Source organism: Acinetobacter sp. NIPH 1852 (assembly GCF_022549455.1).
Classification (GTDB): Bacteria; Pseudomonadota; Gammaproteobacteria; order Pseudomonadales; family Moraxellaceae; genus Acinetobacter.
Genome location: NZ_JAKZGG010000021.1, coordinates 1 through 22,958 on the forward strand (window position 1 = coordinate 1; position 22,958 = coordinate 22,958).

Annotated in this window: 28 protein-coding genes; 14 read left to right on the forward strand and 14 right to left on the reverse strand. The window is 40.6% G+C overall.

Annotated features, from left to right (window positions below; genetic code table 11):
* The first annotated feature begins 464 nt into the window (after positions 1–464).
* Positions 465–2,456: a hypothetical protein gene (locus MMO38_RS14170; protein WP_241323954.1), complete on the forward strand. Its 1,992-nt coding sequence runs from the start codon at positions 465–467 to the stop codon at positions 2,454–2,456.
* 60 nt (positions 2,457–2,516) lie between these two features.
* Here the strand turns inward: MMO38_RS14170 and MMO38_RS14175 are convergent, their stop codons facing one another.
* On the reverse strand, positions 2,517–2,852 hold the full coding sequence (locus MMO38_RS14175; protein ID WP_005198691.1) for a TIGR01244 family sulfur transferase: 336 nt from the start codon (positions 2,850–2,852) through the stop codon (positions 2,517–2,519).
* 123 nt (positions 2,853–2,975) lie between these two features.
* Here MMO38_RS14175 and MMO38_RS14180 point away from each other — a divergent pair, with 123 nt between their 5' ends.
* The 4 genes from MMO38_RS14180 to MMO38_RS14195 all read left to right on the forward strand — a co-directional run bounded on the left by MMO38_RS14180 (position 2,976) and on the right by MMO38_RS14195 (position 5,291).
* On the forward strand, positions 2,976–3,872 hold the full coding sequence (locus MMO38_RS14180) for an alpha/beta hydrolase (protein WP_241323955.1): 897 nt from the start codon (positions 2,976–2,978) through the stop codon (positions 3,870–3,872).
* Positions 3,873–4,301, forward strand: coding sequence for a thioredoxin TrxC (trxC, locus tag MMO38_RS14185; RefSeq protein WP_241323956.1), 429 nt, complete (start codon positions 3,873–3,875; stop codon positions 4,299–4,301).
* A 10-nt stretch (positions 4,302–4,311) separates the two neighbouring features.
* The gene (locus MMO38_RS14190; protein ID WP_004672633.1) at positions 4,312–4,728 is read left to right on the forward strand and encodes an acyl-CoA thioesterase; all 417 of its coding nucleotides are present in this window, start codon (positions 4,312–4,314) and stop codon (positions 4,726–4,728) included.
* Between the two features lie 83 nt (positions 4,729–4,811).
* The gene (locus MMO38_RS14195) at positions 4,812–5,291 is read left to right on the forward strand and encodes a GAF domain-containing protein (protein ID WP_241323957.1); all 480 of its coding nucleotides are present in this window, start codon (positions 4,812–4,814) and stop codon (positions 5,289–5,291) included.
* Between the two features lie 62 nt (positions 5,292–5,353).
* On the opposite strand, the gene MMO38_RS14200 is transcribed toward MMO38_RS14195, so the two are convergent.
* The gene (locus MMO38_RS14200) at positions 5,354–5,848 is read right to left on the reverse strand and encodes a DUF4442 domain-containing protein (RefSeq protein ID WP_005198679.1); all 495 of its coding nucleotides are present in this window, start codon (positions 5,846–5,848) and stop codon (positions 5,354–5,356) included.
* Between the two features lie 14 nt (positions 5,849–5,862).
* Entirely contained in the window at positions 5,863–6,351 is a 489-nt protein-coding gene (locus MMO38_RS14205) for a YajQ family cyclic di-GMP-binding protein (protein ID WP_004672646.1), read from the reverse strand.
* A 90-nt stretch (positions 6,352–6,441) separates the two neighbouring features.
* On the opposite strand from MMO38_RS14205, the gene MMO38_RS14210 reads away from it, so the two are divergent.
* A complete protein-coding gene (locus MMO38_RS14210; protein ID WP_004672647.1) occupies positions 6,442–6,756 on the forward strand; it encodes a rhodanese-like domain-containing protein in 315 nt (104 codons plus the stop codon).
* Positions 6,757–6,847: 91 nt separating this feature from the next.
* Here the strand turns inward: MMO38_RS14210 and mnmC are convergent, their stop codons facing one another.
* From mnmC to MMO38_RS14230, 4 genes are read right to left on the reverse strand one after another with little or no spacing between them, the layout of a single operon-like run.
* On the reverse strand, positions 6,848–8,755 hold the full coding sequence (gene mnmC / locus MMO38_RS14215) for an FAD-dependent 5-carboxymethylaminomethyl-2-thiouridine(34) oxidoreductase MnmC (RefSeq protein ID WP_241323958.1): 1,908 nt from the start codon (positions 8,753–8,755) through the stop codon (positions 6,848–6,850).
* Positions 8,756–8,773: 18 nt separating this feature from the next.
* The gene (locus MMO38_RS14220; protein WP_004672649.1) at positions 8,774–9,175 is read right to left on the reverse strand and encodes a hypothetical protein; all 402 of its coding nucleotides are present in this window, start codon (positions 9,173–9,175) and stop codon (positions 8,774–8,776) included.
* Between the two features lie 3 nt (positions 9,176–9,178).
* The gene (locus MMO38_RS14225; protein ID WP_121930469.1) at positions 9,179–9,481 is read right to left on the reverse strand and encodes a YciI family protein; all 303 of its coding nucleotides are present in this window, start codon (positions 9,479–9,481) and stop codon (positions 9,179–9,181) included.
* A gap of 24 nt (positions 9,482–9,505) precedes the next feature.
* A complete protein-coding gene (locus MMO38_RS14230; RefSeq protein WP_004672652.1) occupies positions 9,506–10,117 on the reverse strand; it encodes a septation protein IspZ in 612 nt (203 codons plus the stop codon).
* A 45-nt stretch (positions 10,118–10,162) separates the two neighbouring features.
* Between MMO38_RS14230 and MMO38_RS14235 the strand changes: the two genes are divergently transcribed.
* On the forward strand, positions 10,163–11,014 hold the full coding sequence (locus MMO38_RS14235) for a PHP domain-containing protein (RefSeq protein ID WP_241323959.1): 852 nt from the start codon (positions 10,163–10,165) through the stop codon (positions 11,012–11,014).
* A gap of 5 nt (positions 11,015–11,019) precedes the next feature.
* Here MMO38_RS14235 and MMO38_RS14240 read toward each other — a convergent pair whose 3' ends face one another.
* Entirely contained in the window at positions 11,020–11,937 is a 918-nt protein-coding gene (locus MMO38_RS14240; protein ID WP_241323960.1) for a LysR family transcriptional regulator, read from the reverse strand.
* Positions 11,938–12,043: 106 nt separating this feature from the next.
* Between MMO38_RS14240 and MMO38_RS14245 the strand changes: the two genes are divergently transcribed.
* Positions 12,044–13,093, forward strand: a complete 1,050-nt coding sequence (locus MMO38_RS14245; RefSeq protein WP_241323961.1) for an aldo/keto reductase — start codon at positions 12,044–12,046, stop codon at positions 13,091–13,093.
* A 64-nt stretch (positions 13,094–13,157) separates the two neighbouring features.
* Here MMO38_RS14245 and MMO38_RS14250 read toward each other — a convergent pair whose 3' ends face one another.
* Positions 13,158–14,069, reverse strand: a complete 912-nt coding sequence (locus MMO38_RS14250; RefSeq protein WP_004672657.1) for a bestrophin family protein — start codon at positions 14,067–14,069, stop codon at positions 13,158–13,160.
* 44 nt (positions 14,070–14,113) lie between these two features.
* Positions 14,114–14,848: a DNA repair protein RadC gene (gene radC, locus MMO38_RS14255; RefSeq protein ID WP_004672658.1), complete on the reverse strand. Its 735-nt coding sequence runs from the start codon at positions 14,846–14,848 to the stop codon at positions 14,114–14,116.
* Positions 14,849–14,963: 115 nt separating this feature from the next.
* Between radC and coaBC the strand changes: the two genes are divergently transcribed.
* The 3 genes from coaBC to MMO38_RS14270 all read left to right on the forward strand — a co-directional run bounded on the left by coaBC (position 14,964) and on the right by MMO38_RS14270 (position 17,737).
* Positions 14,964–16,220 carry a bifunctional phosphopantothenoylcysteine decarboxylase/phosphopantothenate--cysteine ligase CoaBC gene (coaBC, locus tag MMO38_RS14260; protein ID WP_004672659.1) on the forward strand — a complete coding sequence of 419 codons (1,257 nt, stop codon included), beginning with the start codon at positions 14,964–14,966 and terminating at the stop codon, positions 16,218–16,220.
* Between the two features lie 82 nt (positions 16,221–16,302).
* Positions 16,303–17,142 (forward strand): methylated-DNA--[protein]-cysteine S-methyltransferase, encoded by an 840-nt coding sequence (locus MMO38_RS14265; protein WP_241323962.1) that lies wholly within the window; start codon positions 16,303–16,305, stop codon positions 17,140–17,142.
* Positions 17,129–17,737, forward strand: coding sequence for an alpha-ketoglutarate-dependent dioxygenase AlkB (locus MMO38_RS14270; RefSeq protein WP_241323963.1), 609 nt, complete (start codon positions 17,129–17,131; stop codon positions 17,735–17,737). The genes MMO38_RS14265 and MMO38_RS14270 overlap by 14 nt, the downstream gene beginning before the upstream one ends.
* Before the next feature lie 58 nt (positions 17,738–17,795).
* Here the strand turns inward: MMO38_RS14270 and secB are convergent, their stop codons facing one another.
* The 4 genes from secB to rsgA all read right to left on the reverse strand — a co-directional run bounded on the left by secB (position 17,796) and on the right by rsgA (position 20,125).
* Positions 17,796–18,254, reverse strand: a complete 459-nt coding sequence (gene secB / locus MMO38_RS14275; RefSeq protein WP_004672663.1) for a protein-export chaperone SecB — start codon at positions 18,252–18,254, stop codon at positions 17,796–17,798.
* Between the two features lie 32 nt (positions 18,255–18,286).
* Entirely contained in the window at positions 18,287–18,544 is a 258-nt protein-coding gene (grxC, locus tag MMO38_RS14280; RefSeq protein ID WP_004672664.1) for a glutaredoxin 3, read from the reverse strand.
* An 11-nt stretch (positions 18,545–18,555) separates the two neighbouring features.
* The gene (locus MMO38_RS14285; protein WP_004672665.1) at positions 18,556–18,972 is read right to left on the reverse strand and encodes a rhodanese-like domain-containing protein; all 417 of its coding nucleotides are present in this window, start codon (positions 18,970–18,972) and stop codon (positions 18,556–18,558) included.
* A gap of 94 nt (positions 18,973–19,066) precedes the next feature.
* Positions 19,067–20,125 carry a ribosome small subunit-dependent GTPase A gene (rsgA, locus tag MMO38_RS14290; RefSeq protein WP_121930476.1) on the reverse strand — a complete coding sequence of 353 codons (1,059 nt, stop codon included), beginning with the start codon at positions 20,123–20,125 and terminating at the stop codon, positions 19,067–19,069.
* Between the two features lie 124 nt (positions 20,126–20,249).
* Between rsgA and orn the strand changes: the two genes are divergently transcribed.
* The 3 genes from orn to MMO38_RS14305 all read left to right on the forward strand — a co-directional run bounded on the left by orn (position 20,250) and on the right by MMO38_RS14305 (position 22,612).
* Positions 20,250–20,804: an oligoribonuclease gene (gene orn / locus MMO38_RS14295; protein WP_004672669.1), complete on the forward strand. Its 555-nt coding sequence runs from the start codon at positions 20,250–20,252 to the stop codon at positions 20,802–20,804.
* A 130-nt stretch (positions 20,805–20,934) separates the two neighbouring features.
* A complete protein-coding gene (locus tag MMO38_RS14300) occupies positions 20,935–21,663 on the forward strand; it encodes a Bax inhibitor-1/YccA family protein (protein ID WP_241323964.1) in 729 nt (242 codons plus the stop codon).
* Between the two features lie 145 nt (positions 21,664–21,808).
* Positions 21,809–22,612, forward strand: coding sequence for an enoyl-ACP reductase (locus MMO38_RS14305; protein WP_034595189.1), 804 nt, complete (start codon positions 21,809–21,811; stop codon positions 22,610–22,612).
* The last annotated feature ends 346 nt before the right edge of the window (positions 22,613–22,958 follow it).

The following is a 22,958-nucleotide window of genomic DNA, read 5'->3' on the forward strand; positions in this document are numbered from 1 at the left end:
CGCTGATGGTAGTGTGGCACTTGCCATGTGAGAGTAAGTCATCGCCAGCTTTTAAATTCAAAACCTCCCAACTTATGTTGGGAGGTTTTTTATTGAGGAAAATAAGACAATCAAAAAAAGTTGGTTCATTATTAAAGAATGTTCGTCTTAATATGAGTTCCTTGTCGGATAAAATTAAGGGGTAGTTGGAACGCTGATTTAATGTATTTTACTTAGATTAATCTATCTATGGATAAAACTTTTTTGCATCTATTTAATTTATTGTACGTCTGAAAGAATGAAAAAAATTAATCTATAATTATCAATTTTAATCAAAAGCTTGACTTGTTTCTCTTTAATTTTTTTTACTCATTAATAAAGTATATTTACAGAAAATTAATAGTATGGTTACATTAGGCATATTTTTATAATGAAAAAAATCTTATTCCATATTGGGGTTGGGTTGGGGATATAAAGGAATGATGATGAATAAAAAACAGCTTATATCAAAGTTGTCTGTAATTGCTGTATCAATTTTATTAGCAAGTTGTGGTGGGGGAGATGGGTACTATGGTTCAAATAATAGTAATAACTCAGGTGGTGGAAATGGCCAAACTCCTGTAACTACAGTTAATATCGCAGATATTGTACTATATGATGCTAATAATACAGTTGTAACCTCTATTACAGCGGCTGGTGTTACTGCGAAAGTTAAAGTGACAGATGCTTCAGGAAAGGGGCTAAGTAGCGCGATTGTTACATTTAGCGGTGATGGAGTTGTCTTTGGTACAAGCAATGGTGCTGTTCTTACAAATGCAGATGGTGAGGCGAGTATTTCAATCAAACCTCAAGATTTGAATGCTACGGGTGCATATCAAATTACCGCTATGGTGAGTTATAACGGTTTGTCAGCAACGACCAAACCCTATAACTTTGCTTTACAAGCAAGTAATATTGTTTTAGTCGGAATGATGGCTGCAAGTGGATCATTAGAATCTGGCGCTTCAACTAATATTACTTTAAAGACTCAAGATGCGATTACAAAAGTTAATCAAAATAATGTCACAGTAAATTTCAATGCGACATGTGGTACATTCGAGCCTGCAACAATTGTGTCCTCAAATCAAGGGGACGTGACAACTTCCTATAAGTCAATTGATGCTGCTGGTAAATTGTGTGAGGGTGAGCAAACCATTACAGCAACTGGCTCAAATATTCCAGAGTCTAAAGTTAAAGTTAGTATTGCTGCTATTGAGGCAAATTCAATTGTTTATACATCTGATGCAGTAAATTTAGGCATCAACAGCAGTGGTTCAGCTTCCTCTGGTCAAGTTGAATTTACACTTTATTCGAATGGTGTACCCGCTGCAAATAAGGATGTTCAGATTGAGTTATTACGTGCTCCTGAAGATTTAAGTTTTATATCTTTAGGAAATCAAAATATTAAGACCGTGAAAAGTGATCCAAATGGTAAAGTGATCGTCACTTTATATCCAGGTGATAAGCCAGGGCCGGTGGAAATAAAGGCAACATTAGTCTCTAATATAAATGTATTTGCACTATCTAAAAATGTTGCTGTATCAACAGGGCGTGCAACTCAAGATGGTTTTAGCTTATCAGTAAGTAAAAACTCTTTACAGAATAGAGTGGATGGCGATAGTGCAAATATTCAAGTTATGTTGCGAGATCGTAATGGTAATCCAGTACCAAATGGCACTGTTGTTAGCTTCGTAAGTGAGGGTGGGGTCGTTACGCCTAATTGTTCTACCGCTAATGGGCGTTGTTCGGTAACTCTATCCGTACAAAACCCTCGCCCGTTAGATAACCGCGTAACGGTATTGGCATATGTCGAAGGTGATAAATCCTATATCGATAAAAATGGTGATAATTTATATACTGCTGGCGTAGATGCGCTGACAGATATATTGGGTAATAATACAAATATTGGTGACTTTTTCAGAGATGATAATGAAGATGAAGCCTATAATGCAAATAATGGCGAGTTTGTTTATAGACGTAATGCTGGAACAGAAGCATGTGCAGCATCTACTATTGCTCAACCAAACATTGCAAATACATGTAGTAAAAATTTAGATGCTATCCTTCGCCAACAACTATTATTTGCATTTGCTGAAAATACAGCTATCTTTACCAATGTAGGTGCCAGCGGTAATTTATTATCTTTTAATCTGTATGGAAATAGCGCTCAAAGTGTTCCTATGCCTACAGGTTCAACTGTGAATGTGACGGCTGAAGATAATACCAAAAACAATGATTTGTCTTGTGTAGCAGAGTTTGTTCAAGGTAGTTCACCAGTTGCAAGTGTATTTAATCTCTTAACACCAACAACATTTAAGAATAGTACGCAGACATTTTATGGCTATCGCTTAAAAGAATGTGCAGTGGGTGATACTTTCAAAGTTGCGGTGACATCCCCAGATGGTAAGGTTTCAACTATTTTTGTTGATTATCAATAAGAATTTAAATTTATTATAAAAAACAGTGCTACGGCACTGTTTTTTTGTATCAATTACAGATTAATCATCTAACAAATCCATTTGTTTTGCTAATTGGTATAAATTATTTGAACGATTACCTGTACGACAAAACATTAAAATAGGTTTTGGTAATTCGTTGTAATGGTTTGCAAAAGTACGAACATCTAACTCGGTAATTTGGCCTGCAACAACAGGTTGATAGACATAATCTAATCCTGCATTACGTGCAGACTCCTCGATTTGAGCACTCGTCGGCTGTTCAGGGCCTCCTTCCATATCAGGGCGATTATTGATAATAGATTTGAATCCTTTCTCTACGACCTGCTCGACGTGATCTGGTCCAATTTGACCTGCAAAACCAATATTCTCTGACATCTTGTCACTCCAAAAACAAACAAAACATTTTATGCTCTATCATAGCATTAAGCTTAATGTTGAGTTTAAATGTCTATAGTAAATAAACGATGAACCTAAAAAAGATAACGTAATGGAGCGCGCATGCACACCTACACTGTTGAGCCGTTGTATGTTCCAAGTGGTGATGAAACGATCGCTGCTGATTTTTATCTTCCTAAGACAAATATTAAACCTGCCGTAATTTTAATGGCACATGGCTTTGCAGGATTGCGTCAATTTAAATTAGTGCAATATGCACAACGTTTTGCTCAAGCGGGTTATGCCGTCATTCTATTCGACTATCGTTTTTGGGGAGGGAGTACGGGAAAACCACGAGAATTGGTTTCCTTAACTGCTCAATTAGATGATTGGAAAACCATGATTCAACATGCATCTCACTGTAAGTTGATCGATAGCCGACGGATTATTCTTTGGGGAACATCCTTGAGTGGTGGTTATGCACTGAGTTTGGCAAGTGACCTCAAAAACATCCAAGCAGTGATGGTACAGGTGCCCTATGTGGATGGTGCAGAGACGGCCAAGCATTACCCACTTCAGCGCTACCCTGAGGCTTTAAAGCGTTCCAGTCAGGACTACATGGGGTCTAAGATGGGGTTGGTACCTAAGACTCTACCTGTTGTTGATCAATATAGACTGTGTTTCTTACCGACATCGGATAGTTATTATGGTTATCATTCGATTATAAATCCTGACTATTACTGGAGTGGCGAAGTCCCAGCACGGGTATTTTTCAATTTGATGCGTTATCGCCCAATTCAGTTCGTACGGAAGATTAATATTCCTGTTTTATTTATTGCAGCGAAGCATGATACATTGATTCCGATTGAGTCGAGTCGTGAAGCTGCAACCAATATTGCTCCTTTTGTGAGCTACCATGAGTGGGATATGAAGCATTTTGATATTTATCACGGTTCATGGTTTGAAAAAGCAGTCACAACCCAATTAGAATTTTTACATCAACATATTGGAGTGATGTAAATGATGATTGTCTGTGCATCATGTGGTGCAAAAAATCGCGTACCCGAAGAAAAATTAGCAGTTCATCCGAATTGTGGTCAATGTCATCAGGCATTATTACCTCAAGCGTCAATTGAGTTAAATGAACAAAATTTTAGTCACTTTATCAGTAATACCGATTTACCGGTTTTGATTGATTTATGGGCCGAGTGGTGTGGTCCATGTAAGATGATGGCACCACATTTTGCTCAAGTTGCTCAGCAAAATCCGTATGTGATCTTTGCGAAGATTGATACGGAAGCAAATCCACGCTTAAGTGCTGCATTCAATGTCCGAAGTATTCCGACCTTGGTCTTGATGAATAAAACCACCGAGTTAGCAAGAATCAGCGGTGCATTACGTACGCCTGAGTTACAGCAATGGTTAGATCAGCAATTACAGCAACATTAAGAGAATGAATATGACGGAACGCTTGAATCATCCAGAGGGTACTTTATCACTGCAAAATATTGCAATGCCAGCCGATACCAATTGGAGTGGTGATGTTTTTGGGGGCTGGATTGTCTCCCAAATGGATTTAGCGGGTGCGATTCATGTTGAACGTCTGAGTAAAGGTCGTTGTGCCACAATCGCGATTAATCAGATGACTTTTTTGGTTCCAGTTAAAGTCGGCAATGTAATTAGCTGCTACACCAAAATCCTGAAAATCGGAAATAGTTCGGTGCAGGTACAAATTGAAGTTTGGAATAGTCATGATGACTCTCGAGATCCTGTGCGGATTACGGAAGGGGTCTTTACTTTTGTTGCTGTTGATGTGAATGGCAATAAACGTGTGATTTCTGATGAGGTTAAACAAGCTTATTTAGCGAACTTGTAAAATATAACGCAAACGGATATGAGCTTGATTATGTATGCTCTATCTTTTTGTTTTATATCATATTGGCATTTGGAGTGTAGATCATGGCTGAAGAACTCGTTTTGCAACAAGGTCATAAAGCTGAACAATATCAAAGTCTAGTGCCGCAGATTCAAGCGATTGTTGATGGTGAATCTGATGTCATTGCCAATCTCGCGAATATTTGTGCAGCATTAAAACAGCAATTTGATTGGCTATGGGTTGGTTTCTATCTTGTGAAAGACGATGAGCTGGTGCTAGGACCCTTTCAAGGGCCGATTGCTTGTACACGTATTGCAAAAGGTCGTGGTGTCTGTGGAACAGCATGGCAACAACAGCAAGTGATGATTGTGCCCGATGTGGATCAATTCCCTGGGCATATCGCATGTAGTTCGGCTTCTAAGTCTGAGATTGTATTACCGATCATGAAAAATGGTGTGTGTATCGGGGTTTTAGATATTGATAGCGATGAACTGGATCAATTTGATGACGTCGATGCTGAGTATCTTCAGCAGCTAATTTTAATCATTGAAAAGTTCATGTAGGGCGGGACACTGCAAAAAATAAAGCCCAAATCATTTGGGCTTTGTTTTTATCATTCAAAAAATTATTTTTTGCGTTTTGGCAGCCAAGCCCAAAGCATTTGGCATTGGATTGGTTCATTGCCAGCATCATCAATGACAGTGACAGGAATCAATAACTCGCCTTTTTCATTTTCAGCGATAAACTTTTGTTGATCAGCTGATAATGTTGCTGTCGCTGTTAAGCCACCTTGAGCAACTTTTAAATAATCGACATGCAAAGATTTAATCAACAAAATGCGACTATCTGGAACATGTAGACCAGTTAAAAAACCCGTTGCTGTTTCAGCCAATAGCGCCATTGCTGCGGCATGAACCCCTTTAATATGGTTTTGCATATTACGTTGGTTTTCAATACGCACAGTCACATGGTCTTTATCCACTTCTAAATAGCGAATATTTGCTGTTCCCACCATTGGAACAACGCGGCCAAAAGCTTTGCTCCATAGCGTGCTACGAATGCCTTTAGGAAACTTAGACGTGGTTTTAACCAGCGTATAAAGACGGTTATCTTTTGCCATAGTGAACCTATTGCTTAGTCTTTGAAATTATTAAATTGGAGTGGCAGACCAAATTGTTGTTCACGTAAAAAGTTCATGACTTGTTGCAAAGTATCGCGTTTTTTATCCGTGACACGAATTTTGTCGCCTTGGATAGAAGATTGCGCTTTGATGCCGCTTTCTTTAATGGCTTTATTAATTTTTTTTGCGGTATCTGAGTCAAGTCCATCTTTAAGCTTGACAACTTGAACCACATTTTTACCAGATGCGGTGGCTTTTTGAGGATCTAATGCTTGTACGTCAATCTTGCGTTTATAAAAATGGTTTTCGAGCATGCTATAGACTTGTTCACATTGGAAATCACTTTCAGTTGAGATTTTGATTTCCTTATTTTTTTCATTTAGCTCAATAGAAACATCCTGTCCGCGGAAGTCAAAACGTGTCGCAATCTCTTTTTGAGTGTTTTGTACGGCATGATTGACTTCAAATAACTCTAATTCAGAAACAATATCAAAAGAAGGCATAGTTAGACCTTTACAAAGGGAAAGAATATTTGAGATGCTAAGGGGGTTTTCTTCATTTGCCAAGTGTTGTTTACATCAAAGGAGTGCGCAATGATCCGTAAACAAGAAATTACAACATTTGAGTTCCCAAAAGACGCTGTCATTTGGGATGTCCGAGATACCAAAGCGTATACAGAGGCTCATGTCAAAGGGGCAGTAAATCGCCCAATTGCTGAATTAACTGCGGATAGTTTGACTCAGGTTGCAGCGGATCAGCCGATTTATATTCTATGCGGGGGTGGCAGTAAAGCACCTCGAGCAGCAGAACTTTTAGAAGGTATTGATGGTTCTCGTGAATATGTTGTCTTGATGGGTGGCACACGTGCAGCACGTGATGCAGGCTTAGCTTTAGAGCAAGGTGCTTAATCGCTAAGAAAATTTGCCAAAATACTTCGGTATTTTGGCAAATTTAAAAAAATAAGAATCTGATTAAAATAATTTTTCTTAAAACGATGGTTTAGCCAGAATAATAAGGTTTTTTTACTTTAACTTTCTTTTGGAAACGTTGAGGATTGAGTTTATCTAATAAGCTTTGTGGAATTGGACAAAGCTCACCTAAAACCAATGCAGCTAATACTTCACTGCACAGCGGCGCAAACAAGAAACCTTTAGAACCTAAACCTGCAAAGGTATAGCACTCATTTGTATTTTGCATTTTGCCGACTAAAGGAAAGTAATCTAAGCTTTGTGCGCGCACAGATGCTCGGCCTTGCCATGAGTCTGTCGATGGGAGCTGTTGCGCGTATTCGGGAAAGACACTGTGGATAAGTTCATGGTTATGCACATGGTCTTCTGGTAATACTTCGGTATCGTCTCGATTTGGATAAAATGAAGCGCCTAAGATCAGTTGAGTCGCTTCAAGCTGCATACAATAACCGCCATAGCTATAAGCTTGATCAAGAGGAAGCGGTTGATTGCTGTTATTTACCCAACTGACTTGTCCACGAATTGGTTTAAGTACTGGATAGTTTTCAAACAGTTCTGCACTTTGCTTGGCACAACACACAATCACATGATCAGCCGTTGCAAGTCGTTCTTGATCTTGCCATAGCTCAGTTTGCTTTTCTACTTGCTTTAAATCTGAGATCTTGGCTTTTAGGATCGTGATATTGGGATGTTGCAAAATCTCATCACGGAGTTGATGCGGGGAAACGGCGCCTGCTTGTCGTAACTTTAAACTGGAAAGTTCAGTTTCAGGGAGAGTCTCTAGCGAAGAGTGAGCAGATAAAACATGATCAGGATATTGTTCTACCAATCCCAAAAGTTCATCAGGATTTTTTAAAGCAATTTGTTGAACCTGAATCGGTCTAAACGCTTTAAAACGTGGATAAAAATTCAAAGCATGTTGCCAACTCAAAGTCATTAAGTGGTCATGTGCTTGTTCAATTGGACATAGCTTTGGGTTGAGTAAGGCGAGAGGGTTGCCTGATGCCCCCGAGAGTGGCTCATTTTGCTCGTAGATCGTGATTTGATGCCCACGTTGAGCAAATGCCCATGCACTACTTAAACCCGCGATTCCTGCGCCAATGATGGCGATATTTTGCTGCGTTGTTGTTTTGGATACAGGCTGTTGTTGCGTCACCACATTTTCTTCGGTATTTCGCGATGCTATTTCAGTTTGTGAAACAGCCTCAAGCCAAATGGCTTTAAGCATTTCTCGTTTATGACCAAAACCACGTGGGCGACTGATTTGAATACCGTGTTGCTTGAGTCCACGTTTCAGTACACCTGCAACGCTAAATGATGCAAAGGTTGTACCCAAGTCAGATAAACGAACAATATGATTGAGTACATTTTCTTGCCACATATCTGGATTACAAGAAGGGGCAAAGCCATCCAGAAACCAAGCATTTACTGCTTGGGTTTTAGGAATACTTGGAAAAATATCTTGTGCATCACCTAACCATAAATCGAGACTAAAGCGCTCTTCAGGAAAATCAAGGCGGTGACAACCAGCGATCGGTAATGGGTATTGTGCAATCAACTTTTCGGCTAGCGGTTGTAGCTCAGTCCAAACATTGAGGGCACGGATGAGATCCGCTTTGCTGAGTGGAAATTTTTCTACGCTGATGGCGTGTAAATGGCTGTGATTATCGGGACGAATTTGTCGCCAAAGTTGCCATAACGCTAAAATGTTTAAACCTGTACCAAAGCCTGTTTCGCCCACACAAAAATATTGATAATCGTTGAGTTGGGAAAGACGCTCAGTGAGATCATTGCCATTTAAAAAGACGTGGCGTGTTTCTAATAAGCCATTGTCTTTGGAAAAGTAGACATCGCCGAATTGTTTAGAAATGGGAACTTCAATACCATCGATGAGTTCCCAGTCTAATGCGGCTGTTTGTAGTTTTGATGACTCAGACATAAATAAGTGTGTTGCGGTTTACCACTGGCGACGGCGTTTAGTATAAACATAACTTGCGATAAAAAAGCCAAGAATGACACCGACCGCAATGGTCATCGCACCGTAGAGGAACATTTGCGCGCTACGTTCACTTTGCAACACTTGGACTTGCACAATTAAACTGTCATTTTTTAACTGTAATTCTTGGTTTTGAGTCAGGGCTTCAAGATTGGCATTTTCAAGTTGCTTTAAACGGCTGGCTTGATCTTGAATAAGCGCCTTATTTTTTGCTTCTTGTTGCTGTTTGGCTTTGGCAATTTGTTCTGCTGTCAACGGTTTGGTTACTGCGCTTGCAGTGGTTTGAACCGTTGATGATTCAACAGCCCAAACACTAGAAGTGAGTAAACAAAGAGCAAATAAGCTTTGGAATGCAATACGCATGGTTTACCCTTTTGGAAACGCTTTGTTAAAAGGTTTTACATCAATCTTGGCGTAAATCCCTTCTTTTAAAAAAGGTTCTTCTTCAATCCACGCATCAAGTGCTTCTCGACTATCAAACTCGACAATGATGGTGCTGCCAATAAAACCAGCTTGTAGGTCATCAGGGTCTTTGGGGTGTGCGCCAGCGGCAATTAAACGCCCTTCATCATCCAGTTTCTGTAGACGTGCTACATGTTGTGGACGAGTCGCTAGACGTTTCTCCAAAGTACCTTCACGATCAGTACAAGTTAGTACAAAATATGGCATAACAGTTGCTCAATGATTCAGAATTTAGTCTGTGGTTTTAAAACGTTTTCTTAAGCAAAAGAGTATAACAGCAAGGTAACTGAGCGACACGATAATATCGCCAAAAGCGGTGAATTCTCCCCAATATTTTCCTTGTAAGAACATAAAACCAAAGAAGAAATGTAAAGCAGCTAACAAAAAGAACTGACCACACCACGCCCAGTTCAATCGTATCCATTCCTTTTTGTTTAACTCTAATACTGAACCGAGCATTTTTTGAATAATTGGCATTCGCTCTTTATTAAATAAAGGCGTAACCAAAAAGCCAATGCCGATACCGACATTGATAATGACCGCTTTCATTTTGATATAGGTGACGTCACTGAAAACCAAGGTGATTCCACCAAAAATAACCGACATGACCACGATAAACCATTGCATCTTTTCCAGTTTAAATTTTTGGAAAATGAACAAACAGCCGTAAACCACCAGTGTGGAAATGAGTAAGGCACAGGTTGCAACAAGAATATGATTTTGATCCGTATTTCCTGCACTACCCACTAATTCTAATAATGGGTGATGATTATCTTTCGGGTCGGTAGTTTTATAAAAATAAAAGAAGATAATAATCGGAAGATAGTCGAGCAACGCTTTCATGTTACAGTACGGCAATGAAATAGGTCAGATAGCATAATACAATCCATGTTCGGTGTCGATTTACATACCCATAGCCTTATCTCAGATGGTACTTTGTCTCCAGAGCAATTGGTGCAGGCTGCTGTGGATGTAAAAATTCATACTTTGGCTTTAACCGATCATGACACCATGGATGGCTTGGCGCAGGCTCGAATGTATGCTCAAGACCATGATATTCAGATTGTTTCGGGTGTTGAAGTTTCTAGTCAATGGGCGAGAGAAAATACCAAAAAGAGTTATGGTGTACATATTGTTGCGTTGAATATGCAAGACGAAACACCGATAAAGATCATGCTCGAGAAGCAGAAAAAAATACGCGCTGAGCGAGCAAGGGTGATCTGTTGTTTATTAGAGAAATGTATCGGTTTTGATATTTACCCAGATGTGGTCGCCAAAGTGGATGGTCATGCGGATCGAGTGACTCGAACTCATATTGCAAAAACACTGGTCGGAAAAAATATTGTGAGTCGCCCACAGCAAGCATTTGATCGTTTTCTAAAAGAAGGCAAGAAGGCCTTTGTGAAATTTGATGGAGTGGGTTTAAAAGAAACCATTGAGGTGATTCATGCCAGTCAAGGTTTTGCCGTTTTGGCACATCCGACACGCTATGATTTATCTGCTACTAATATTCGCTATTTGATTGAGTTATTTGCTGAGAGTGGCGGTGATGCAGTCGAGCTGCCACCGAGTATAGAGCCTGCGTCAACACGGCAAATGGTGGATCGAATGATTCAGCAGTTTGATTTGGCGGTTTCCATTGGCAGTGATTTTCATGGTGACAATATGCCTTGGGTCAAGCTTGGACACACGCCGAAAGTAAATGAAGGGCAGAGAGGCGTTTGGGAAAGTTTTAGATAAGTTTTTTAAAGCAAATTGTGCACATGCGCAGGGTATCTGTTCTGAAAATAGTCCAATAAATATTCTAAAAATAATTGAACTTTGGGTGGGATTAAATTTCTATTCGGAAAAACAGCATAAATTGAAGTGGGTTCAACTGGATACTGAGCAAGAACTTGAACGAGTTTTTCTGCTTTTAAGTCATCACTGACATGCCAAATCGAATGATTGGATATGCCTAAGCCAGATAAAGATGCTTGTCGAACGCCTTCACCTGAATTGGTTGTGAAATAACCAGCCACTTGGATTTGTTGCAGCTCTCCCTGTTTTGTTATGAAATTCCATTGATCTGTTAAGCCATGTTCATGTTGTTGCAAAATACAACGATGTAATTTGAGATCTGACAATGTTTGCGGCTGACCATATTTTTCTAAATATGTAGGCGAAGCGCAGAGTAAACGTGGATTTGATGTCAGTGCTTTGGCAATCAATGTTGAACTTTTTAATTTTCCAATGCGTATTGCTAAATCCATCCCATATTGAATCAGATCAATGTTTTGGTCATTTAAATCTAAGTGAATTTTCAGTTCAGGATGTAATAATGAAAATTCAGCGATCACTGGCATTAGAATTTTTGTGCCAAACGTGGCAGAGGTGGTGATTCTGAGCGTGCCAGAGAGGCACTTGTCTTGAACTTTTAGTGATTGCTGTAGGCTTGAAAATTCATGAAGCCAGATTCGACCATGTTCAAGCAAGGTTTTCCCTTCCTCAGTCAGACTGATTTTACGAGTGGTGCGATGCAACAAACGAAGTTGTAGATTTTGTTCTAATCGTTGAATTCGCTGACTGGCCACAGAAACAGAAATATTGGCTTCTTGAGCGGCTCTGCTGATTGAACCTAAATCAGCAACTCGAATAAAAAATTGGAAATCTTCTGTATTCATTATCAATAAAACCAGAAAAGTATTTCTTGATTATCGTGGTTTTTTAAAAAATCTCATAGCGCTATTGTGATCTCAAGCGAATAAAACTTGATGAGAGAGGCGTAGGATGAAATATCATTTCTTAGGAAATTCGGGTTTAAAGGTATCCGAACTTGGATTTGGTGCAGGAACATTAGGCGGGAAAGGTCAGATTTTTTCAGCGTGGGGACAAGCCGATCAGGCAGAAGCCAATAGCATGATCCAACTTTGTCTAGATGCTGGTATTAACTACTTTGATACTGCGGATGTTTACTCTAATGGTGAATCTGAGCGAATGTTGGGTCGGGCACTCACCTCAGAGCGTCAACATAATATTATTTCAACCAAGGTGGGAATCCGAAGTACTGATCAACTCAATGATGCAGGCTTTAGTCGAAATTATTTACAGCATGCCGTGGAACAATCATTGACGCGATTAGGAACAGATTATATTGATGTGTTGCAATTGCATCAGTTTGATAGCTTTACCTCCTTGCACCAATTGATGAAAACCCTCGATGAACTGGTGCGGAGTGGTAAGGTGCGTTATATCGGAGTGTCAAATTTCTCTGGTTGGCAACTCATGAAAGCTCAAGCGATTGCTGAACAATATGGTTATGAAAAATTTGTGGTGAATCAAGTCTATTATTCATTGATTGGACGTGATTATGAGTGGGAACTGATGCCTTTAAATGATGACCAACACATTGGAGCCGTGGTTTGGAGTCCTTTGGGTTGGGGCCGTCTAACGGGTAAGTTTGATCGGGAGCATCCGATTCCCGCGGGCAGCCGTTTACATGAGACGGCGCAGTTTGCTCCCCCAGTGAATGAAGCGCTGCTCTATGATGTGATTGATATATTGCAGGAAATCGCAGATGAAACAGGTCATTCGATTCCACAGATTGCATTAAATTGGTTATTACAACGCCCAACCGTGTCCAGTGTACTGATAGGTGCTCGAAATGAAACACAGCTACGAGATAATTTAAAAGCTAAAGATATTCAATTGACGCAGGAACAGATGGATAGACTCGATCAGGTAAGTGCGATTTATCCACCTTATCCGTATTATCCTTATTGGAATGGACAATTTACTGAGCGCTTTAAGTCCTTGGTTTCATCCCATTTTATTCAGTAAAGAGGGATTGAGATCAGGAAAAGAAAGTCGCCCCTATACGTCAACGCTAAGGGGCGGTTTAGTTTTACAATAAATTATGATCATGTGCCTGAATTGGCGGTGGGGTAGGACGACCGAGTGTTCCGAGCAATTCAATTTCGATGTTTCGAACCATGGCATCGAGTGGCAGATCATTACTTTGCGTACCAAAAGGCTCTTCGATTTCGCTGCTCAATGCATCTAAACCTAAGAAGGTATAAGCCAAAATGCCAACCAAAAGTGGCGTTACCAGCCCCAGTAAAGAACCTAAGCTAAAGGGTAACATCACACAGAAGAAATACACTGTACGGTTGAGCAGTACTGAATATGCAAAAGGAATTGGGGTATTGGCAATACGATCACAGCCTGTTTGCATTTCACTTAACGCAACAACATGCTGGTTCATTTGCGTGTAAATAATATCTGAGATTTCACCGTCTTTGAGTGCTTGTAAAAGCTCCCACTGAATCAGGCTCAGCGTGTATTGAGGTGCATTATGTTGTTGATAAAGCTGTGTAAGCGCTTGTTGGCTTAAGCCACTGGTTTCGGTCAATTCCGTTGGATTTGCAGTTTGGTGACGTAAGCGGTCACGTAAAACATTCGCAAATACAATTACATTTTGAATGACTCGTTCACGTCGTGCTTGGGTTAAAACGCGGCAATCGCGATCAAAATGTCGCGCTGTGGCAATCAGAACACCCCATAGTTTACGTGCTTCCCACCAACGCTCATAACAGGCGCTGTTCTTAAAGCCTAAGAAAATAGAAAGCACAACACCGATCAGGGTGAAGCCAACTAAAGGAATCTCGGGGAAACGAAATAATTGTATATATTCAATACCGCCAATGATGGCAGAGATGAGCATAACAAATCCGAGAGAAGGTAAAATTTTGGGTAAAATCGTCCCACGCCATGAGAATAAAACTTTAAAAATACTCGGCTGGTCACGAACAATCATGTTATTTGGATCATTAATTTTATCTGTTGATGTTCAGGCTTGCTTCAGCCTTTGTCAAGACGAGATTGTTTGATTTTAATAGGGTTGAGTAGTTGTTGTTCAGAAAATGAAAAATAGCCATCTGATGCAATAATAAAGTGATCAATGAGGTTAATTTCAAGTAATTTACACGCTTGCTTGAGTTGCTGTGTCAGGTAAATATCTTCTTGAGAAGGTTGAGCGATGCCATAGGGATGATTATGGGCAACCACGATTTGGCAGGCTTGCTGTTGTAAGGCATAACGCAAGGTCTGATTCAGTGAAACACTACATGAATGTTGCGAGCCAAAAAACAGTTTTTTGAAATGTAATTTTCTTAATTCAGCATCTAAACACAGCACCGCAAATACTTCTTGTTTTTCACCTTGCAGTTCGTAACGTAAATAATCAAGTACCAGGTTTGAGTGATCTAAACAAAGTCTTTGTTGATGAAAATGATTATTCAGATAACGCCGTCCAAGCTCTTTGACTGCCATAAGCTGTGCATATTTGGTTGAGGCGATGCCATTAAACTGGGACAAATCCTCAAGTGAAGCATCAAAAATTGGGTTTAAGCCGCCAAAATGTTGTATCAAAATACGAGATAATTCGACTGCAGAATGTTGCTTCGAGCCTGAGCGCAGAAAAATTGCCAGTAGTTCTGCATCGGATAAACTCTGTGCCCCTTGAAGTAATAAGCGTTCTCTTGGTCGTTCTTGTTCAGGCCATGCTTTGATGGACTGTTTAATCGATTGATTCATTGTTCAGTTCACTTTGATTTTATTGTGTTTATGACTTTTTTAAAAACCCATCACTTGGGTCTGATCGTATTTAATGCTATTGTGAGCGCCACTGCAACAGTAAGGTATCCTGTTTGTGAGCTTCGATCTAAGTGTTATTCCCCACAAAAACATTATATTAGCGGTCACGGGTGGCATTGCAGCCTATAAAAGTGCCATTTTAGTACGTCGTTTAAAAGACTTTGGTTTTGATGTCCGCGTGGTCATGACACATGGCGCACAAGCTTTTATTACGCCTTTGACCTTCCAAGCACTTTCTGGAAACCCAGTTCATACTGAATTGTTAAATCCAGAGGCCGAAGCTGGTATGGGACATATCGAGTTGGCGCGTTGGGCTGATTTGATTTTAGTTGCACCTGCAAGCTGTGACAGTATTGCCAAATTTGCCAATGGTTTGGCCGATGATCTGCTCAGTACCTTGTATTTAGCGACCAAAGCACCTGTTTGGGTTGCACCCGCCATGAATCAGCAAATGTGGGCTGCAAAAGCGACTCAGCGTAACCTACAAACCTTGGTTGAAGATGGCGTGCATGTGATTATGCCAGATGCGGGTGAGCAGGCGTGCGGTGATGTTGGTTTAGGGCGTATGCCTGAGCCTGAAGATTTAGCTCGTCAAGTTGCAGCTTACTTCCATAAAGCACAGCGTGCCATCGCAGAGAAATTTGGTTTATTGGCTGGCAAGCGCGTCACGATTACAGCAGGTCCAACCCGCGAAGCAATTGATCCTGTCCGTTATATTTCAAACCATAGCACAGGTAAAATGGGCTTTGCGCTCGCAGCCGCTTGCTATGCAGCAGGTGCGAAAGTCACCTTGGTCGCAGGTCCTGTGAGTCTGGATACACCTAATGGTGTGCAACGAATTAATGTCAGTTCTGCCATGCAAATGTTAGATGTCAGTATGAATCAACTGGCAGATGGTTGTGACATCTTTATCGCCACCGCTGCGGTTGCTGATTATCGCGTGGCACAAGTGGCAGAACATAAAATTAAGAAAGCAGGCGATGAACTTGCGGTTGCTTTAGTGAAAAATCCAGATATTGTGGCGACCATCGCGCAGCAACAGGAACGTCCATTTATGGTCGGTTTTGCAGCTGAAACGCAAAATGTTGAAGAATATGCTGCGGGTAAATTGGTTGCGAAGAAGCTGGATATGATTGCGTGTAATGACGTCTCTCGTCCTGATATTGGTTTTGCTTCTGATGAAAATGCCATGACAGTATTCTTTGCTCAGTCTTACCACATGAAAAAGCGTGAATTAGAGAAAGCCTCTAAACAGGAAATTTCGCAGCAATTGGTTGAATCGATTGCTGACGCATTACGTCGTCGTTTGTAATTTATCATTGTTAGCATCTTTCGGATTTTCTTCTGACTGCAAGCTTGTTAATGTGGAGAAATAGCAACAAGAGGGCAGACAGATGCAACAGCAACGGAATTATGATCGTATTGCTCAAGCGATTGCCTATATACAGCAAAACTTCCAGCAACAGCCGCAACTTGATGAGGTCGCGGCTCATATTCATCTAAGCCCAGCCCATTTTCAGCGTTTATTCAGTGAATGGGTGGGGACCAGTCCGAAAAAGTTTCTGCAATATATCAGTGTGGAATATGCCAAAAATATTTTAAAGCAACAGGGCAGTGTCTTTGATGCAACTTTTGCAACAGGACTTTCCAGCACCAGCCGGTTGCATGATCTCTTTATTCAAATCGAAGGTATGACACCTGCCGAATATAAACATGGTGGGCAGAACCTAAGCATCCATTATCAGTTTGCAGAGACACTTTTTGGTGAGGTGTTGATCGCCTCAACGCATAAAGGGATTTGTGCGCTCACCTTTGTGCAACATCAAGCCGATGCGCTAGAACAATTAAAATCTCAATTTCCCCAAGCAATTTTTAAACAACAAGCTGATCAGTTTCAACAAAGTGCTTTAGTTCTTTTTCAAAAAGATCAGTGTCGATTGGCTGATATTAAATTGCATTTGAAAGGCACAGACTTCCAATTGAAAGTTTGGCAAAGTTTGCTCAAAATCCCAATGGGACAACTTTCCACTTATGGCGAATTGGCCAAAGCCATTGAGCATCCCAAAGCAGCGCGGGCAGTTGGTACCGCAATCGGCAATAATCCTGTGGCTTTTTTGATTCCTTGTCATCGGGTGATTCAGTCCACTGGAGCATTTGGTGGCTATGAATGGGGAGCAACCCGAAAAATGGCAATGATTGGTTGGGAGGGAGTGCAAACACATGCAACTGTTTGATATCGAAGCTGATCCCAATCATAACCATTTACCTTATGACGGCACGGTACAGTATTATGGCAAAGTCGTTGAAGGTTTGAGTGCGGATGATTATTTTGAGAAGCTGATGCATAACATCGCATGGCAAAATGATCAGGCCATCATTTTTGGTCGGCAGATCACCACCAAAAGAAAAGTAGCGTGGTATGGCGATCGCGCATTTGAATACACCTATTCAAACATCAACAAATACGCTTTGCCTTGGACATCTGAGCTGATTGAACTAAAAGCATTAGTTGAACAATTAACAGGTGAAACATTCAATTCTTGTCTACTCAATCTTTACCATACAGGTGAAGAGGGAATGGCATGGCACAGTGATGCGGAAACAGATCTGAAAAAAGAAGGTGCGATTGCATCGTTAAGCTTTGGTGCGGAACGAAAGTTCGCTTTTAAACATAAGCAGACTAAGGAAAAAGTAGAATTGTATTTAGAGCATGGTAGTTTGCTGGTGATGAAAGATACCACGCAACATTATTGGTGGCATCGTTTGCCGCCGACCAAAAAAGTGAGTACGGCACGAGTCAATCTGACCTTTAGAACGATTATTAACTAACATTAAAAAAGGACTGAAAAATCAGTCCTTTTTTATATCGAAGCAATCGTTATAACGATTATGCTTGACCTTGTGCAGCACCTTCAGTTTGTAGGCGTTGCATATTCGCTTCAAACTCAGCATCAAAGTTGATTGGTGTTAGTAGCAATTGTGGGAAGCTACCTTTCGTCACTAAATCATTCACTGATTCACGTAAGAACGGGAATAGGATATTTGGGCAGTAAGCACCTAAGATGTATGGAAGACGATCTTCTTCTACACCATCAATCAAGAAAATACCTGATTGAGTAATATCAACGATGAACGCAGTTTCATTTTCATTATTTGCTTGAACCACAACTTTTAAAGACACTTCATAGTGCGTTGGATCAATTTTTTCTGCGGCAGAAGATAAGTTGATATTCAGTTCTGGTTGCCATTGTTTAGTAAAGACATGTGCACCAGGAACTTCAAATGAAATATCTTTTGTATAAATACGTTCTAACGCGAGTTGTGGTTGAACTTGTTCTTCGCTCATCGTTTTTCCTTAAATTATGGAACTGTTGTTAATTAAGCCAATAATGGATCGAGTTTTCCTTCACGCTCTAAGGCATAAAGTTGATCAAAACCGCCAATAAACTGGTCGTTGATAAAAATTTGAGGCACTGTACGGTGATTGGTACGTTGCATTAATTCAATACGAACCTCAGGTGCTTCATTAGAAAGATTAATTTCTTTATAAGCAACACCTTTGCGCTCAAGCAATTGTTTGGCGCGTACGCAATATGGGCAAGAAAGCGTTGAATAAATAGTGACATTGGTTGTCATTTCATCTCTCCTTAAGCTTTGGTTTTACTTTTGACTAAAGGTAAGCCCTGAGCTTTCCAGTTGCTAATGCCACCGTCTAAGCGGTAGCTGTCAGCATGACCCACTTTTTGCAATGCAGTGCCGGCCACTTGTCCTAAGTTACATATAAAGACCAATGGGCGGTCACTTGCTTTGAGTTCATCAAGGTGGCTTGTGATCTGGCTATATGAAATGTTACGGCTACCACTGATGTGGCCTTCACGGAAATCTTTCGCATCACGTAAGTCGATCAAGATCGCATTTTTCGCTTTGACCAAAATACCGAGAGATTGTGGTGAAATTTTACGACCATTGCGTTGTCCTTCTAAAACAAAGAACAATACGATGAGTACCGCAAGCGTACCAAATAAGAAGGGGTGATTCCCCATAAACTCAAACCAACGTTCCACAAGTCACCTAAAGTTAAAATCAAAACTGCCACTGAGTATAACTTATCTGTATGGTGATCAAAAACTTTAGTTCAAGGGCTCATTTGAATTAATGCTAATTTTTTTGCTGTGCTTCTTGAATCTCATCCAACAGTCGTAAGTAGCTATCTAAACGACGCGGCAAAATCTCACCTGCAACAACTGCTTGTTTCAAAGCACAATTTTTCTCATGGGTATGGGTGCAATTACGGAACTGGCAAAGCCCTAAATGTGCCTCAATCTCAGGAAAACCAGTACGTACTTTTTCTAGGCTTAAATGCCACAGCCCAAACTCACGAATTCCCGGTGAATCAATCAATGCGCCGTTTGTTCCAAATTTAATCAAACGGGTGGATGTAGTGGTATGTTGTCCCAGCGCAGAGTTTTCAGAAATGATATTGGTTTTTTGCGCAGCGTCAGGAACGATGGTATTAATCAGTGAGCTTTTGCCGACGCCTGACTGCCCAACGAAAGCGACCGTTTCATTGTCTATGCGAGCTGAAAGCGCAGATAAATCACCGTATGAGTGGCAGATAAGCGTTTCATAGCCCAAAGTCTCATATTCACTTAACAGGGTCAGAATCGGATCATTTTCTTTGAGTAGGTCAGATTTGTTTAGCACCAATAAGGCGGGAATATTGGCATCGGCACAAGCCACCAGATAGCGATCAATCAGTGTTGGCGCAGGTTCTGGTAACGGTGAAAATACAATGACAATCAAGCTGATATTGGCAGCAACGGGTTTTACTTTGTGATAACGATCTGGACGTGTCAATAATGACTGTCTTGGATAGATCGCCGTGATAATACCAAGCCCCGTATTGGGATCCGCTTGCCACTTTACGCGATCACCTGTGACCAATAATTCGAGGTTGGTGCGAGTATGGCAGCGCCACACACTATCCAGTTCAATCGATTTCCAAAATGGTGCAGGCTCACCTGCGTTCACTTGTGGGGATTCTGGGTGCTGTTCAGGCACAGATAAAGCTTGTACTTCGAGTTGACGACCATAATGTTGAACAACCAATCCATCAAGGTCTTGCGACGTATCAATGTCGTCTTGACGCGATTTGTGTTGTTTTTCAATACGACGTTGCTGCTGGTCAGTTAAACGACGCTTACGAATTAAAGCCATTCATATCCCAAAAATCCACATGTATAAGACCGCAAAAATAGCATGAAGTGATGAGAGAGTTACAGTCAAGTTCGCATTAATTTGCTACTATTGATGTTTTTCACACCTATTAGAAATATTATCCATGAGCAGCACCCCTGATACACGATTAATCTGGATTGACCTCGAAATGACGGGTTTAGATACGGATAATGACCAAATTATTGAAATTGCAACAATTATTACAGATGATCATTTAAATATTTTGGCTGAAGGCCCAGTGTTAGCGATCCATCAATCAGATCGCTTGCTCAACGCAATGGATGAGTGGAATACCAAACAGCATGGTCAATCGGGGCTGATTGAGCGTGTCCGTCGCAGTAAACTGACTGCTGAAGATGCGGAACAGCAAACCTTAGAATTTTTAATGAAATGGGTCAATGCAAAGACTTCACCGATGTGTGGCAACTCAATTTGCCAAGATCGCCGTTTCCTACATCGTTTAATGCCAGAGTTGGAACAATTTTTCCATTATCGTAACCTGGATGTATCTTCAGTGAAAGAACTGGCTAAACGCTGGAGACCTGAAATTATGAGCGGTCTAAAGAAAAATGCATCACATTTAGCGATGGATGATATTCGTGATTCGATTGCAGAATTGAAATATTATCGTGAATACTTTTTTATTATGAATAAATAAGATTTCTCGAAGAGTTTAAATAAAGGGGCGAAAGCCTCTTTTTTTATCGAACGTAAAAAATATTTGGGGGCGATGCTAAAATCGCTTAAACTCACATTTTATTTTCGTTAACTATAAAAAGAGAGCAGACATGCAAAGCGATAATCCTATTTTGACCCGAGTTGAAACCTATAGTGATTTGGCCGAGCCAATGACCATCCAAGGGGCTATTCAGAAATCAGTCCTGTTAACTGTAATCGCAGCAACGCTTGGGATCGGACTATTTTTATATTGTGCCTTTACTGCTAATTTTTCAATTGCTTATGCCGCAACCATCGTAGGGATTGTTGGCAGCCTTATTCTTGGATTGCTCACAACTTTTAAACCGAATACTGCACCTGTATTGGCGATTCCCTTTGCTTTATTTGAAGGCGCATTTTTAGGTGGTGTTTCTTTCATTTTCCAAGTGAAATTTCCAGGTGTACCGTTACAAGCATTACTGGCGACCTTTGTCACCACATTGGTATTATTTGCCTTGTATAAGTTCCAAGTGATTCGTGCAACTGAGAAGTTTAAAGCAGTTGTGATTTCAGCTTCGATTGCGATTGCTTTGGTTTTTGTGGTGCAGATCTTTTTAAGTTTGGCATTGGGTTCTAGCATTCCTTATCTGTTTGAAAGTAATTGGTTAGGCATCGGTTTTGCGGCTTTTGTCGCGGTGATTGCATCGTTGAACCTGATCTTGGATTTTGATTTGATTGAACGTGCTACGGCGCAGGGCGCACCTAAAACATTTGAATGGGTGTGTGGTATTGCATTGTTAGCCACTTTGGTCTGGATGTATTACTCATTTATGCGTTTATTGAGCCTGATCCAAAAGTAATGATCGTGCTTAGGTCAGTAAAAACACCAAACGCCTTCAATTGAGGGCGTTTTTTTATGCAAGATTGTAAAAAAGATGCATTATGCAATTTCGGAAAATGCTGAATATTGGCATTATGGGTGAAAATTTTTCGAGTGAGAATAAGATGTCACAAGGACTTTTAACTGGTAAGCGTTTTCTAATCGCAGGTGTTGCAAGTAAGTTGTCGATTGCTTACGGCATTGCAGCGGCTTTACACCGTGAAGGTGCAGAACTGGCGTTTACTTATCCAAATGATAAGCTGAAAAAACGTGTTGATGATTTTGCCGCACAATTTGGTTCAGACTTGGTTTTCCCTTGTGATGTTGCTGTTGACGCAGAAATTGACAACACCTTTGTTGAGTTAGCAAAACATTGGGATGGTTTGGATGGTGTTGTGCATTCAATTGGTTTCGCACCAGCACATACATTAGATGGTGATTTTACAGACGTGACCGACCGTGACGGTTTTAAAATTGCGCATGACATCAGTGCTTATAGCTTTGTTGCGATGGCTCGTGCTGCTAAACCGTTGTTGCAAGCACGTCAAGGTTGTTTATTGACCTTAACTTATCAAGGTTCTGAGCGTGTGATGCCAAACTACAACGTGATGGGTATGGCGAAAGCATCTTTAGAAGCAGGTGTTCGTTATCTAGCATCTAGCTTGGGTGCTGATGGTATTCGTGTGAATGCGATTTCAGCAGGTCCAATCCGTACTTTGGCGGCGTCTGGTATTAAGTCTTTCCGTAAAATGCTTGATGCGAATGAAAAGATTGCACCTTTGAAACGTAATGTGACCATCGAAGAAGTGGGTAATGCTGCATTATTCCTTTGTTCACCGTGGGCTTCGGGCATTACAGGTGAAATCATGTATGTCGATGGTGGTTTTAATACTGTGGGTATGAGCCAATCAATGATGGATGATGAATAATTAGATTGATCTAAATCATTTGATAAAGCCGCTTTATAGCGGCTTTGTTTTTTTATAATATAGCGACATTCTAAAAACGATAACACCTGAAGTAAACTGTACCGCGAAGTGGCGTCGGCTTGAAATTATTAGATGCTCGAAGTCCTCTTACCCTAACTTCCCATCAGATGACAACCCATCTACGCTACTCCAATTGCTCTTTACCATTCTGAGAAAGAGAATTTTTCATCTGTGTTACTAAGCTTGTATTTATAAAAGACAACCGTAGTTGTTTTGGAGTTAGTTACAAATTCGTATTCATAACCTCTAGGTATGAAAAAACAATCACTAGTTAGGTAAGAGTATC

Bases quoted from the DNA above. Each gene is read 5' to 3' on its own strand.
- MMO38_RS14200 (WP_005198679.1), bottom strand. From the start codon at position 5,848: ATGGCAAAAGATAACCGTCTTTATACGCTGGTTAAAACCACGTCTAAG.
- MMO38_RS14245 (WP_241323961.1), top strand. From the start codon at position 12,044: ATGAAATATCATTTCTTAGGAAATTCGGGTTTAAAGGTATCCGAACTT.
- MMO38_RS14270 (WP_241323963.1), top strand. From the start codon at position 17,129: ATGCAACTGTTTGATATCGAAGCTGATCCCAATCATAACCATTTACCT.
- MMO38_RS14235 (WP_241323959.1), top strand. From the start codon at position 10,163: ATGTTCGGTGTCGATTTACATACCCATAGCCTTATCTCAGATGGTACT.
- MMO38_RS14210 (WP_004672647.1), top strand. From the start codon at position 6,442: ATGATCCGTAAACAAGAAATTACAACATTTGAGTTCCCAAAAGACGCT.
- orn (WP_004672669.1), top strand. From the start codon at position 20,250: ATGAGCAGCACCCCTGATACACGATTAATCTGGATTGACCTCGAAATG.
- trxC (WP_241323956.1), top strand. From the start codon at position 3,873: ATGATGATTGTCTGTGCATCATGTGGTGCAAAAAATCGCGTACCCGAA.
- MMO38_RS14230 (WP_004672652.1), bottom strand. From the start codon at position 10,117: ATGAAAGCGTTGCTCGACTATCTTCCGATTATTATCTTCTTTTATTTT.
- MMO38_RS14205 (WP_004672646.1), bottom strand. From the start codon at position 6,351: ATGCCTTCTTTTGATATTGTTTCTGAATTAGAGTTATTTGAAGTCAAT.
- MMO38_RS14190 (WP_004672633.1), top strand. From the start codon at position 4,312: ATGACGGAACGCTTGAATCATCCAGAGGGTACTTTATCACTGCAAAAT.
- radC (WP_004672658.1), bottom strand. From the start codon at position 14,848: ATGAATCAATCGATTAAACAGTCCATCAAAGCATGGCCTGAACAAGAA.
- MMO38_RS14250 (WP_004672657.1), bottom strand. From the start codon at position 14,069: ATGATTGTTCGTGACCAGCCGAGTATTTTTAAAGTTTTATTCTCATGG.
- MMO38_RS14220 (WP_004672649.1), bottom strand. From the start codon at position 9,175: ATGCGTATTGCATTCCAAAGCTTATTTGCTCTTTGTTTACTCACTTCT.
- MMO38_RS14175 (WP_005198691.1), bottom strand. From the start codon at position 2,852: ATGTCAGAGAATATTGGTTTTGCAGGTCAAATTGGACCAGATCACGTC.
- MMO38_RS14195 (WP_241323957.1), top strand. From the start codon at position 4,812: ATGGCTGAAGAACTCGTTTTGCAACAAGGTCATAAAGCTGAACAATAT.
- MMO38_RS14305 (WP_034595189.1), top strand. From the start codon at position 21,809: ATGTCACAAGGACTTTTAACTGGTAAGCGTTTTCTAATCGCAGGTGTT.
- mnmC (WP_241323958.1), bottom strand. From the start codon at position 8,755: ATGTCTGAGTCATCAAAACTACAAACAGCCGCATTAGACTGGGAACTC.
- grxC (WP_004672664.1), bottom strand. From the start codon at position 18,544: ATGACAACCAATGTCACTATTTATTCAACGCTTTCTTGCCCATATTGC.
- rsgA (WP_121930476.1), bottom strand. From the start codon at position 20,125: ATGGCTTTAATTCGTAAGCGTCGTTTAACTGACCAGCAGCAACGTCGT.
- MMO38_RS14300 (WP_241323964.1), top strand. From the start codon at position 20,935: ATGCAAAGCGATAATCCTATTTTGACCCGAGTTGAAACCTATAGTGAT.
- MMO38_RS14265 (WP_241323962.1), top strand. From the start codon at position 16,303: ATGCAACAGCAACGGAATTATGATCGTATTGCTCAAGCGATTGCCTAT.
- secB (WP_004672663.1), bottom strand. From the start codon at position 18,254: ATGAGCGAAGAACAAGTTCAACCACAACTCGCGTTAGAACGTATTTAT.
- MMO38_RS14225 (WP_121930469.1), bottom strand. From the start codon at position 9,481: ATGCCATATTTTGTACTAACTTGTACTGATCGTGAAGGTACTTTGGAG.
- MMO38_RS14170 (WP_241323954.1), top strand. From the start codon at position 465: ATGAATAAAAAACAGCTTATATCAAAGTTGTCTGTAATTGCTGTATCA.
- MMO38_RS14240 (WP_241323960.1), bottom strand. From the start codon at position 11,937: ATGAATACAGAAGATTTCCAATTTTTTATTCGAGTTGCTGATTTAGGT.
- MMO38_RS14180 (WP_241323955.1), top strand. From the start codon at position 2,976: ATGCACACCTACACTGTTGAGCCGTTGTATGTTCCAAGTGGTGATGAA.